Consider the following 13,053-nt stretch of genomic DNA (forward strand, 5'->3'; position numbering starts at 1 on the left):
ACTAGACTATTGACAGCCGATTTTCATCTGTCATGATCCTGTTAACGAGTGTTAGCTTTCGTGATCGTGGAGGTGAGGCATGTTCTTTCTCGGCGGAATGACCATGGGATATCTCGATCCTCCGGCCAAGGTCGAACGGAGCGAGCAGACACGCGTTGCCATTCCCGCTGAAAAAGATCGCCGATTGATCGAGGCTTCCTCGGGTGCCCAAAGAGAAGAAAACGCAATCGAGCGTTCGTTGATCTGGGCATGGCGCACTCTTTGCTGAGCCGGGTCAGATTTTCTATCCCTCGCGCCCTGGAAGGAAATTTATCTCTACCTAGCTTATAGAGAATATAGGAATATCAGTGCCGGCAGACCGCCGCGCCAATAAAAAAGAGACGGAGGCAACACATGGCAGACCTGGGTATTTCGCATACTCAAGCGAACTATTATGGTTCCGTACCGGCCAAGAAGCCGGCTTCAATGCGCCAGAAGCTTCATTTTGCGCTCAATGCCACGCTGTTTACCGCGGCGTTCGCTTTCGTTGCAGCCCTAGTCTGCGGCGTTATCGGCTGATCGAGCTGTCGTGCCGGCATGTTGCCGGCACATTACGAATTTACTTCTCAAATCGTTGGCTGGGACATTCTTCTGCGTGAACCGGGAATTTTCGGCCAACAACAACAGCGGTCCAATCACGTTTGAAAATCCGGTGCCCGATGGGTGCCGGATTTTCTTTTGAATAGCGACGAACTGCCAAAACTGAGGTAAGCAAAGCTGGGCAATTCCGTGCCTCTTGACTTGAATTATCGGGAGGGTGTCCAACTTTCCCGGATGGTTCTTCGGGGGTGAAGGCAAAATGCAGCTCTGACCGGCAGAATCGTGCCATAAATCAGGCCTAAACCGTTTCGTATCGGAAATCTGTGGCTTTCGCATCTTCCTGGAAAGCCCCTTGGCCGTTCATGTCGCAGTCATAATTGCCGGTGCAAAAGGCTAGGCAAAATTACCATAACCTTAGTTTGGACCCAGAACCGAACCCATGACCATTTCCATTCCGTCTCCAAACCCGTCACGCGAATCCGAAGTCAAGCACATCGATCACAACGACTCGGTCCGCTCGACCTACCTGTCGATTGAAGACATCAAGGCGATGGGTGAATCGATCGCCCGCAAAGGCGTCGATTCGCTGCCGGCTTTTACCGCCTTCGATTTTTTTGCACGACATAAGGAGAACGAGAAGGAAATCCTGCGCGTTTACCGCACGACCGCGGCCGACGTGGAAGCGGGCGAGACGATCACGCCTGCCGCCGAATGGCTTCTCGATAACCACTATATCGTCGAAGAGGCAATTCAGGAGGTCCGTCGCGACTTCCCGCGGCGCTTCTATCGCGAGCTGCCGACCATCGATATCGATGGTGTGCAGGTACCGCGCACGCTGGTGCTCGCCTGGCTCTATGTCGCTCACACCCACAGCACCGTTTCACAGGAAAGTCTAACGGCGCTTGTCGATGGCTTCCAGCTGGGTGAGACGTTGCGCATCGGTGAACTTTGGGCGGTTCCCTCACTCGTGCGTTATGTTCTCGTCGAAAACCTCCGTCGCATTTCCAGCCGCGTTGAACGCAGCCGGCGCATACGCCGCCGTGCGAACGAGGCGGCCGATGAACTCGTGCGTTTGGACGATCCGGCGAAGGCTGCGGAGTATCTGAGGACGCTCGAACCGCTTGCCGAGGACAATACCTTCTCTACGCAGTTCCTCTATCGCATGCGCGACGGTTCGCAGGCGTCTAGCCTTGCGATCGCCTGGCTCGACGAGCGTCTGGAAATGCTGGGCCGTGATACCGAAGAAGCGACGATGGCGGAGCATAGCCGCCTCTCCTCCGGCAATGTCACGATGGGCAACATCATCCGGAGCCTTCGCGAGATCGATGATGCGGAATGGTCGGTCTGGGTCGAGCAGGTCAGCCATGTCGACAAGCTGCTCTGGGAGAATTCCGATTACGGCATCCTCGATTCGGGATCACGCAACAAATACCGCAAGCAGATCGAAAAGCTCGCCAAGCGCTCGCCGCTGACGGAAATGGAAGTCGCCCAGTTGGCGCTCGACATGACCAGCGAAGCCAGAGCCTCCGAGGAGCCGCAACCGCATGAGCCGAATGTCGGCGGCTTTCTTGCCGGCATGCACCGGCCGAAGCTTGAAGAACGTGCCAATTATCGTCCGACCTTCGTCCAGCATTTTGTTCGAACAGTCCGCAAGTTCAACTGGCTGTCGATTGCCCTCCCCGTCATGCTGCTTACCGTCATTGCGATGGCGATCGTCGGACGCTTCATGGCCAATGCCGGCATGGGCACGTTGGAAATCGCCGTATTGCTGATCATGTTCTCTCTTCCGGCATCGGAGGGCGCGACCGGTCTTTTCAACACCTTGCTGTCCTTCTTCGTGACGCCGTCGCGGCTTGTCGGCTACGAGTTCAAGGAAGGCATTCCGGAAGATGCACGCACGCTGCTTGTCGTGCCCTGCCTGATTTCGAACCGCGACAGCGTCGACGACCTGGTTCGCAATCTCGAGGTTCACTATCTCGCCAATCCGCGCGGCGAAATCTATTTCGCGCTGCTGAGCGACTGGCCCGACAGCGACGTCGAGGAGACGCCGAACGACCTGGAAGTGCTGGACTACGCCCGGCGTGAAATCGCCAATCTTTCGGCACGTTACGCCTATGACGGCAAAACGCGCTTCTATCTCCTGCATCGCCGCCGCCTCTACAACCCGTCAGAGGGCGTCTGGATGGGCTGGGAGCGCAAGCGCGGCAAGCTGCACGAGCTGAACATGCTTTTGCGCGGCGACAGCGACACGACCTATCTGCCGGGCGCCAATATTGTGCCGGCTGGCGTTCAGTATATCATGACGCTCGATTCCGACACGCGCCTGATGCGCGATGCCGTGACCAAGCTTGTCGGCAAACTCTATCATCCGATCAACCGTCCGGTGATAAACCCGAAGACCGGCCGCGTCGAAAGCGGCTATGGCGTGCTGCAGCCGCGCGTGACCCCGTCGCTGACAACCGGCAAGGACGCTTCGGTCTTCCAGCGCGTCTTCTCGATCAACCGCGGCCTCGACCCTTACGTCTTCACGGTTTCCGATGTCTATCAGGACCTCGCCGGCGAAGGCACGTTTACCGGCAAGGGCCTTTATCATGTCGATGCCTTCGAAGCTTCGCTGAGGGATCGCATCGATGAGAATTCGGTGCTGAGCCACGATCTTCTCGAAGGTTCGATGGCGCGCTGCGCACTCGTCACCGATCTCGAGCTCGTCGAAGACTTCCCGATCCGCTACGAAGTCGAGGCCTCGCGCCAGCATCGCTGGGCGCGTGGCGATTGGCAGCTTCTGCCATATATGTTCAATCCAAAATACGGCGTCACCGCTCTCGGGCGCTGGAAGATGTTCGATAACCTGCGCCGCTCGCTGACGCCGATCGCCTGGTTCTTCGCTTCCGTGCTCGGCTGGTATTTTATGGGCCCGCTTGGCGCACTCGTATGGCAGATCCTCCTGATCTTCTGCCTTTTTGTTGCGCCGACGCTGTCGCTCATCCACGGCATCATTCCACGCACCAGCGATATCGTTGCACGGGCACATCTTTATACCGTGTGGTCGGATATCCGCGCTGCGAACGCCCAGGTGGCGCTTCGTATCGTTTTCATTGCCGATACGGCTTGCATGATGGTCGATGCGATCGGCCGCTCGCTCTACCGTCTTCTCGTCAGCCACAAATTGATGCTGCAATGGCGCACTGCTGCCAGCGTCCAAGCGGGCGGGCAGGGAACGATCCTCTCCTACTACGGCGCGATGTGGCACGCCCCGGTGCTCGCGCTGCTCGCACTCGGCTTTGCAGCACTTCCCGGCGACAACGCATTCCTCGTCGGCATCCCGTTTGCCCTGCTGTGGACCCTGTCGCCGCTCGTTGCCTGGTATGTCAGCCAGTCGGCAGAGACCGAAGACCGCCTGGAAGTCGCCGATTCGGTCTCAAGCGAGCTCAGGAAGATCGCGCGCCGCACCTGGCGTTATTTCGACACGTTCACCACGGCGGAACAGAATTACCTGCCGCCGGATAACATTCAGGAGACGCCGCACGTCATCGTCGCGAGCCGCACCTCGCCGACCAATATCGGCGTGTATCTGCTCTCGGTCGTTTCCGGCCGCCAGTTCGGCTGGTTTTCCTTCGAGGAAACGATCGAGCGGCTGGAGCAGACGATCGGCACCATCGACAAGATGGAGAAGTATCGCGGCCACCTCTTTAACTGGTACCACACCGATACGCTTCAGACCCTTGGGCCGCGATACGTTTCGGCTGTCGACAGCGGCAATCTCGCCGGTCACCTGATTGCCGTTTCATCGGCTTGCCGCAATTGGGCCGAGGCCCCGTCGGCGCATATGCAGGGCAATCTCGACGGCGTCGGCGACACTGCCGGCATCCTCGGCGAAGTACTGGCCGACCTTCCGGACGATCGCAAGACGGTCCGTCCGCTCCGCCGTCGCCTGGAAGAACGGATCGTCGGCTTCCAGAACGCGCTCGCCGCCGTTAAGCGCGAGCACGAGTTTGCCTCGATCCGCGTCATCAACCTTGCGGTTCTTGCGCGTGACATCCAGAAGCTTGCGGCAAATCTGGATCACGAAGTGAAGTCGGCACTCAGCGGCGAACTTACCCGTTGGGCCGAAGCACTCGTCAAGATTTGCGAAGCGCATATTTCCGACAGCACATTCGACCTTTCGAATATCGATGCTTTGCGGCCGCGGCTGATTGCCCTTCGCGACAAGGCCCGCGATCTCGCCTTCTCGATGGATTTCAGCTTCCTGTTCCGTCCGGAACGCCGCCTTCTTTCGATCGGCTATCGCGTCGAAAGCGGCGAGCTCGACCAGGCCTGCTACGACCTTTTGGCGTCGGAATGCCGGCTGACCAGTCTCTTCGGCATCGCAAAGGGCGACTTGCCGACGGAGCATTGGTATCGCCTCGGCCGGCAAGTCGTGCCGGTCGGTTCGCGCGGCGCTCTGGTCTCTTGGTCCGGCTCGATGTTCGAATATCTGATGCCGCCGCTCGTCATGCAGGAGCGCGGCGGGGGTATTCTCAATCAGACCAACAACCTGGTCGTGGTCGAGCAGATGAACTACGGACGCAAGCTCGGTATTCCGTGGGGCATTTCGGAAGCTGCCTTCAATGCTCGCGACCATAACCTCAACTATCAGTACACGAACTTCGGCGTGCCTACGCTTGGCCTGAAGCGCGGCCTCGGCCACAATGCCGTCATCGCGCCTTATGCCTCTATCCTCGCCAGCCAATACGACCCGCAAGGGGCACTCGAAAATCTGCAACGCCTGCGCAAGCTCGGTGCGCTCGGCAAATTCGGATTCCACGATGCCGTCGACTTCACGCCGACCCGCGTGCCGGAAGGCAAGAAATGCGCTGTTGTCTATAACTACTATGCGCACCATCACGGCATGTCGATTGCGGCGGTTGCCAATGTTGCTTTCAATGGGCATCTGCGTGAGCTCTTCCACTCCGATCCGGTGATCGAAGCAGCCGAACTGCTGCTGCAGGAAAAGGCGCCGCGCGACATACCCGTCATGAGCGGCAAGCACGAATCGGATACGCCCGCCAGCATTCAGGAAGATCTGCTGCGGCCGGAGCTTCGCAAGATCGCCGATCCGCTTTCGCGCGATCGCGAACTCATGTTCCTGTCCAACGGTCACTATTCGATGATGTTGACGGCGACCGGTGCCGGCTACGCACACTGGAACGGCCAGGCCGTTACCCGCTGGAAAGCCGACCCGACGGAAGACCGCTGGGGAAGCTTCATCTTCCTGCGCGACACGGCGACCAACGAATGGTGGTCGGCCACCGCCGAACCAAAAAGTGTCGAGGGCGAAAAGGTCAATGTGTTCTTCGCCGACGAAAAGGCGGAATTCACCAAGGTTGTTGGCGACCTCAGCAGTGAATTGGAATGCATCGTTGCGACTGAGCATGATGCGGAAGGCCGCAGGCTGACGCTTCTCAACATGGGATCGGAAGACCGCTTCATCGAAGTCACCTCCTATCTGGAGCCGGTGATCACATTGGATGACACGGACAATGCGCATCCGGCTTTCGCCCGCATGTTCGTGAAGACCGAATTCGGCAGGCGCGGCGACGTCATCCGTGCCGAACGCAACAGACGCGATCCGGGCGAACCGAACATGAGCATCGCCCATCTGATCGTCGACAGTGCCGGTCCTTCCCGGCAAACGGAGTTTGAGACCGATCGCCGCAAATTCCTCGGCCGCGGCCGTAGCCTTGCAGATGCCGCAGCCTTTGATCCTGGTGCGACGCTTTCGGGCACCGACGGCTTCACGCTCGATCCGATCCTTTCGCTGCGCCGCACGGTTCGTGTGCCGGCTGGCAAGAAAGTCAGCGTGATCTTCTGGACGATCGCTGCCCCTAGCCGCGACGAGGTGGACAAGGCTGTCGAGCGCTATCGGCACGCCGATGCCTTCAACCATGAGCTTGTTCAGGCCTGGACACGCACGCAGGTGCAGATGCGCCATGTCGGCGTGACGTCGCAGCAGGCTGCCGCCTTCCAGTATCTCGGTCGGCATTTGGTCTATCCGGACATGGACTTGCGCGCCGATGCTGCGGCAGTACGAGCCGGCATGAAGTCACAATCGTCGCTGTGGCCGCTTGCGATCTCCGGCGACTTCCCGATCTTCATGCTGCGCATCGATGACGACATGGATCTCGATATCGTTCGCGAGGCATTGCTGGCGGAGGAATATCTGCGCTCGCGTGGCGTGACGGCCGATCTTGTCATCATGAACGAGCGTGCATCCTCCTATGCGCAGGACATGCAGCATGCCGTGGACCAGATGTGCGAAAACGTGCGCCGCATTGGCCAGGCCGATGGCCTTCGGCAACATATCTTTGCCGTCCGGAGGGATTTGATGGAGGAGGCGACCTATCATGCCCTGATCGCCGCTTCGCGCGTCACCTTCCATGCGAAGAACGGCAAGGTTGTCGATCAGATCAACCGCGCCATCGCCCTTTCTGCGCCGTCCAAGGACGACCTGCCGGAAATGGAACGCGAGCAGCGTAAGACCCCGGTCAAGCGCGTGGCGCGTGTCGTGCAGCCCAGACCGCCGGCGCTCGTGATTGAGGAGGAAGGCGATCTCGACTTCTGGAACGGCTTCGGTGGTTTTGCCCGCGACGGCCGCGAATATGTCGTTCGTCTTGCTGGCGGCACGGCAACACCGCAGCCCTGGATCAACGTGATCTCGAACGAGAAGTTCGGCTTCCATGTGTCTGCGGAAGGCGCGGGTTTCACCTGGAGCGTCAACTCGCGCGACTATCAGCTGACCTCCTGGTCGAACGATGCCGTCGTCAATCGCTCAGGCGAGGCGATTTACGTCACCGACCTGGAAAGTGGCGCGCTGATGACGCCCTTTGCTGGGCTTTCGCAGCGGAGCGATGTCCGCTTTGAGGCACGCCATGGTCTCGGCTACTCAGTCTTCTCCAGCGAGCAGAACGATATCGCGCTCGAAGTTATACAGACGGTCGATCGCCTAAGGCCGGTCAAGCTGCAGCGCGTCCGGTTGCGCAACATGGGCACCACGACGCGCAAACTGCGGCTCTATGGCTATGTCGAGTGGGTTCTCGGCAACAACGCCCAGCGCTCGGTGCCCTTCATCCTCTCATCCCTTGACGAGGAAACCGGCGCACTCCTTGCCGCCAACCAGTACAGCATCGACTTCTCGAACCGGGTATCCTTCTTTGCCGCCAGCGTGAAGCCGTCGAGCTTCACTACAAGCAGGCGCGAGTTCATCGGCAAGGCCGGCACGATCCGGGCTCCGCAGGCACTCAAGCCACCCGTTGCGCTTTCCGGCGCCACGGAACTTGACGGCGACCCGGCAGCGGCTCTCGCAGTCGATATCGAAATCGGTGCTGGAGAAGAGCGTGACGTCACGTTCTTCCTAGGCGACACGGCGTCGAGGCAAGAGGCCCAAACCTTGATCGCCGAGATCCGCAAGACCGCTGTCGAGGACACTGTTCAGGCAAACCGCGATTTCTGGCAGAGCTTTACGGGCAAGGTTCAGATTTCGACGCCGAACCAGGCCATGAACAATCTCGTCAATGCCTGGCTGCCCTATCAGAGCCTTGGCTGCCGCATCATGGCACGGTCGGCCTTCTATCAGGCAAGCGGCGCCTTTGGCTTCCGCGATCAGTTGCAGGATACGCTGGCTTTCGTGCTTCAGGAGCCATCGCTCGCGCGCAACCAGATCGTCAACGCTGCCTCGAGGCAGTTCCGCGAGGGCGATGTCCAGCATTGGTGGCTGCCGGGAACCGGCGCGGGTGTCCGTACGTTGATTTCGGACGACGTGGTCTGGCTCGCCTATGCGATCCATCACTATTGCAGCGCAACGGGCGACAAGAGCGTGCTTGACGAGGAATTGCCGTTCCTCGAGGGCCCGGCGTTGCTCGAAGGCCAGCACGACTCCTTTTATCGTCCGGAAGTCTCGGACGACAAGGCCAGCATCTACGAGCATGCCGCCTTGGCACTTGATCTCGCGATCAAGCGCAAGGGCTCAAACGGCCTGCCGCTGATCATGGGCGGCGACTGGAACGACGGCATGAACCGTGTCGGCATCCAAGGCCAGGGCACAAGCGTCTGGCTTGGCTGGTTCCTGGCAGGCGCGCTGCGGTCCTTCATTCCCTATGCGCAAGAGCGGGGCGACGCTGCTCGCGTCGAGCGCTGGACGAAACATCTCGGTGAACTGAAGGCCGCGCTCGAAAGTGAAGGTTGGGATGGCGGCTATTATCGCCGAGGCACATTCGACGACGGCAGCCTGCTCGGTTCGAAGGAAAGCCTGGAATGCCAGATCGATTCGATCGCGCAATCCTGGAGCGTGCTTTCCGGCGAAGGCAATCCGGATCACGCGGTCAAGGCCATGGACGCTGTTTTGAACCGCCTTGTGGACAAAGAAGCGCGAATCATCCGCCTATTTACCCCGCCTTTTGCCACGTCGGTCAGGGATCCGGGTTATATCAAGGCCTATCCACCCGGTGTTCGCGAGAATGGCGGCCAGTACACGCATGCGGCTACCTGGGTGGTTATGGCGCTTGCTGAGCTCAACCGGGGCGATGATGCATTGGCCTGCTTCGAACTCCTGAACCCGATCACCCATGCGCGCGACAAAGCTTCTGCCGAGCACTATCGAGTCGAGCCCTATACGGTGGCTGCCGACGTCTACGGCGAAGGTGCGCTCAAGGGCCGCGGCGGCTGGACGTGGTATACGGGGTCCGCGGGCTGGCTCTATCGTGCCGCAGTCGAAGGGATTCTGGGTATCCGTTTGAAAAACGGACGGATTTTTGTTCGTCCAGCACTGCCGAGCGGTTGGGACGGCTTTTCGGCGGAGATCGAACATTCAGGTGTGAAATATCGCATTTCGGTCTCAAAATCGTCCCATCCGGACGGCTACACTCTGGTCATCAACGGCAGCGAAGTCGCCAATCCCCATGAGGGATATTCGGTCGGATAGCAGCATTTTCGACGCTCACACTCCGGCGATTCGTTGCAGCCAAAAGGTGAAACTTTTTGGCTGCAACCGCGTTTGCAGATCGAAACAGGAGAAACATCATGGCGGCTACGCCGGAAAACGCCATCGGCGCTGAGCGCTTGCCTCAATCTGCAGTGCGACCGGCGCGCGATACGAGGCTTGATGTTCTGCGTGGCCTTGCCCTCATCACGATTTTCATCAATCACGTTCCCGGCCAGATATTCGAGTATGTGACGACGAAGAATTTTGGCTTCTCCGACGCCGCGGAAGCCTTCGTGCTGATCTCGGGCATTGCGGTCGGACTGGCCTATGGCTCCGGCTTCAAGGTCGGCAGGCGACTAGACATGGCGAAGAAGGCGATCAAGCGCGCCTTCACGCTCTATCTCGCCCATATGATCACGACCTTCATAACGCTCGCGCTGTTCATTTGCGGCGCCTGGCTGTTCCACCGGCCGGGATTGCTGGTCGAAATCAATATCCTCGCCGTCTTGATGAACTTGACGGAGGGAATACCCGCCCTGCTTCTGCTTGGCCACCAGATCGGCTACAACAACATATTGCCGATGTACGGCGCGCTGATGCTCATGGTACCGGTCATCTTGCTTCTTTACTCGGCCCATCCGCTTCTGGCGCTTGGCGTTTCGGGTGCTGTGTGGCTGCTTGCGGGCATCTATCAGATCGCGCCGCACAACATGCTCATCGCCGACTACTGGTTCCTCAATCCACTCTCGTGGCAGTTCTTGTTCACGATCGGCGCCGTCGGCATCATGCATGTCAAGCGTGGTGGCAAGCTGCCGGAACACCCGATTTTGTTCGTGCTGGCTTCCGGCTACGTAGCGCTGTCCTTTGCTTGGGTTGTCGGTCACCTCTGGGACCTCGGCAATGTACTGGCAGCGCTTGGCTTGCCGCCTGTGCTTACCGGTTTCGACAAGACTTTCCTGTCACTGCCGCGGCTGCTGCATGTGTTGGCGCTCAGCTACCTCGTTATCAATATTCCCGTGCTGTCTCGTATCCTGCGCCGTCCGTCGGATCATGCGCTGACCATCATTGGCCGTCACTCGCTGAATATCTTCGTGGCAGGGACAATCCTTGCGATGGCGGGCCAGGTGCTGCTCTACATTACCAATCATGACCAGATGATCGGTGCGCTCTTTGTCGTCGCAGGCATCTCCGGTCAGTTCGCTTATGCCTACCACCTCGAGCGCAAACGCATCGACGGTACCGTGAAGGCCAGGTCGATGGGGCGTGGTGCTTCCGTTCCCGTCGCCGTCCGCGTCGCGGATGGCCGAAAGCTCTATAGCGACAAATAGCTCTCTTTTTTGCGATATCAAAACCGGCTGGCGAACCCGCCAGCCGGTTTTGTCAATCGGCCTTGGCCTGCAGTTCGGCCACCGGCCGACAATTGATGATGGCAAGCTTGCCGTATCTATTCCCCGCCCAGATGCAATTGCCCCGAGGAGAAATTCATGGTCGACGAAAAGCAACTGATTGTCAAAATCACGTGGCGGCTCATGCCGTTCCTAGGCATTCTTTATCTCATCGCCTATATCGATCGCCAAAATGTCAGCTTCGCCAAGCTGGAAATGGTCGGCGCGCTTGGCATGAGCGAATATGCCTACGGCCTCGGCGCCTCGCTCTTCTTCATCGGTTATTTCCTGTTTGAAGTCCCGAGCAATCTGCTGCTCGAGCGGTATGGCGCCAGCAAATGGTTTGCGCGTATTTTGCTCTCGTGGGGCGCAGTTACGATCGCCCTGGCCTACACGCAGAATGCGACGATGTTCTACATTCTCCGATTTCTTCTTGGCGCCTGCGAAGCCGGGTTCTTTCCAGGCGTCCTTTATCTGCTGACACTTTGGTATCCGTCCGCCTATCGCGGCACGATGGTCGGACTGTTCATGATCTTCAGCGCTCTTGCCAATGCCGTCGGCGCGCCGCTGGGCGGCATGCTGCTCGATCTCGACGGGCTTTATGGTATCGCCGGCTGGCAATGGGTGTTCATCGCGACGGGTATTCCCGCCGTCATAGCAGGCGTGGTCACGCTGCTTTACCTCTCGGATCGCCCAGAGAGTGCGAACTTCCTGAGCGATGCGGAGAAGAGCTGGCTAAAACGCAGGATTGAGGCGGAAAATGCAGACATGGACAAGAACGCGGAGAATGGCTTCAAGGCGCTCATTAATCCGAAGGTACTTCTTATGGCATTGTGCTACGTCGGCTTTCCTCTTGCAGCCTACGGCCTCAGCTATTGGCTCCCGACCATCGTCAAGGAATTCGGCGTCGGCAACACGGCCAACGGCTTTCTGAACATCATACCCTGGGTCCTCGTGGCGGTGGCGCTTTACATCGTCCCGTCGATGGCAGACAGGGCAGCTTCGAAGACGCCTTACATCGTCATTCCGGCACTGCTGGGCGCCATATGCCTTGTCCTTTCTGCTGTTATTCCGGACCATGGCGTCCAGTTCGCATTTCTGTGCATCGCTGCAGCGGGCATCTTCGCCGGCCAGCCGGTTTTCTGGAGCCTGCCGTCACGTTTTCTGAGAGGCGCTGGTGCGGCGGCCGGGCTCGCCGCAATCAACTCCGTCGGCAATCTCGGCGGCTTTGTCGCCCAGAACGTCGTGCCCTGGATCAAGGACAGTACGGGAAGCACGATTGCGCCAATGTTCTTTCTTGCCGCGTGCCTGGCTGCCGCCGCGCTGCTGGTGCTCGTGGTCGGACGCGTGATGTCGCGTACACAGATTCCTGCCGAAGAGAGCGGAACTGTGCAACAGCGCGCGCAATCCTAACAATGCCAAGCCAAAGTCCCAGCAGAACAATCGGCTGCTGGGACCTTGGCTTGAGGTCCATTCAGTCGGTCAGCAACGGCATTATTCCGCGAGAGAAGGTAATCGTTAACCAACACAAGCCTAACAGTCTGATGGAAACATGGATTGATTCGATGGCATCTTCTTTCGACACCTCTCTCGCCGCGCTGACCGCAAGCGAAATCGTGATATTTCCAAGCATCCCCCAGCCTGGCGATATCGAGCGCTGCGCCGCGACGCTTGATGATCTGCACGGAGAACCGGCGGTCGCGTTTTGGAAAGCCGAGTGCCGTTTGCTGGCGGACGAGCTTGCGCGATGTGGCTTGCGCGAGGAGAAGATCCGGGAGCGCGTCTTGTCCTTCCAGGCTGCGGTTCAAGCCGCTCTGGTAGAGAGACATCAGCTGCGCGCTTTATCCGAAAGCCGCGCGCGGCAAGGCAGAAGGCGCCGTCGCCTCTGACGCGATAAACTGTCCGCTGCCGCAGCTGTCACGGCATCAAGGCCTTGAGACCCGTCTGAGGTTACTCAGCCCATATCGATTTATAATTCGTCAGCCGTCACTGAACAAAGTCCAAACAAATCAAAGGCCGAAGGCCTCAGCCTCACAGCTTTGCACGGTAAAAACTTCCGATCGGTACGTTTTTATCGCCTCCCTGCCGAATGACTTCCCGCTCGGTAAGAAGCGCATTGAAAATTAAAGAACC

Annotated in this window: 6 protein-coding genes; all 6 read left to right on the forward strand. The window is 58.8% G+C overall.

Annotation, left to right across the window (positions count from 1 at the left end; genetic code table 11):
* Positions 1 to 79 precede the first annotated feature (79 nt).
* Positions 80 to 268: a hypothetical protein gene (locus ACZ9DP_RS36300; RefSeq protein WP_074070033.1), complete on the forward strand. Its 189-nt coding sequence runs from the start codon at positions 80 to 82 to the stop codon at positions 266 to 268.
* Positions 269 to 393: 125 nt separating this feature from the next.
* Positions 394 to 558 (forward strand): hypothetical protein, encoded by a 165-nt coding sequence (locus tag ACZ9DP_RS36305; protein WP_183928945.1) that lies wholly within the window; start codon positions 394 to 396, stop codon positions 556 to 558.
* A gap of 460 nt (positions 559 to 1,018) precedes the next feature.
* The gene (locus ACZ9DP_RS36310; RefSeq protein ID WP_476205269.1) at positions 1,019 to 9,535 is read left to right on the forward strand and encodes a glycoside hydrolase family 94 protein; all 8,517 of its coding nucleotides are present in this window, start codon (positions 1,019 to 1,021) and stop codon (positions 9,533 to 9,535) included.
* Between the two features lie 98 nt (positions 9,536 to 9,633).
* Entirely contained in the window at positions 9,634 to 10,863 is a 1,230-nt protein-coding gene (locus tag ACZ9DP_RS36315; RefSeq protein ID WP_074070031.1) for an OpgC family protein, read from the forward strand.
* Between the two features lie 156 nt (positions 10,864 to 11,019).
* Entirely contained in the window at positions 11,020 to 12,333 is a 1,314-nt protein-coding gene (locus tag ACZ9DP_RS36320) for an MFS transporter (RefSeq protein ID WP_476205270.1), read from the forward strand.
* A 50-nt stretch (positions 12,334 to 12,383) separates the two neighbouring features.
* The gene (locus ACZ9DP_RS36325) at positions 12,384 to 12,809 is read left to right on the forward strand and encodes a DUF6074 family protein (protein ID WP_476205272.1); all 426 of its coding nucleotides are present in this window, start codon (positions 12,384 to 12,386) and stop codon (positions 12,807 to 12,809) included.
* The last annotated feature ends 244 nt before the right edge of the window (positions 12,810 to 13,053 follow it).

The sequence above is a fragment of the Rhizobium sp. USDA 4016 genome (assembly GCF_056279705.1).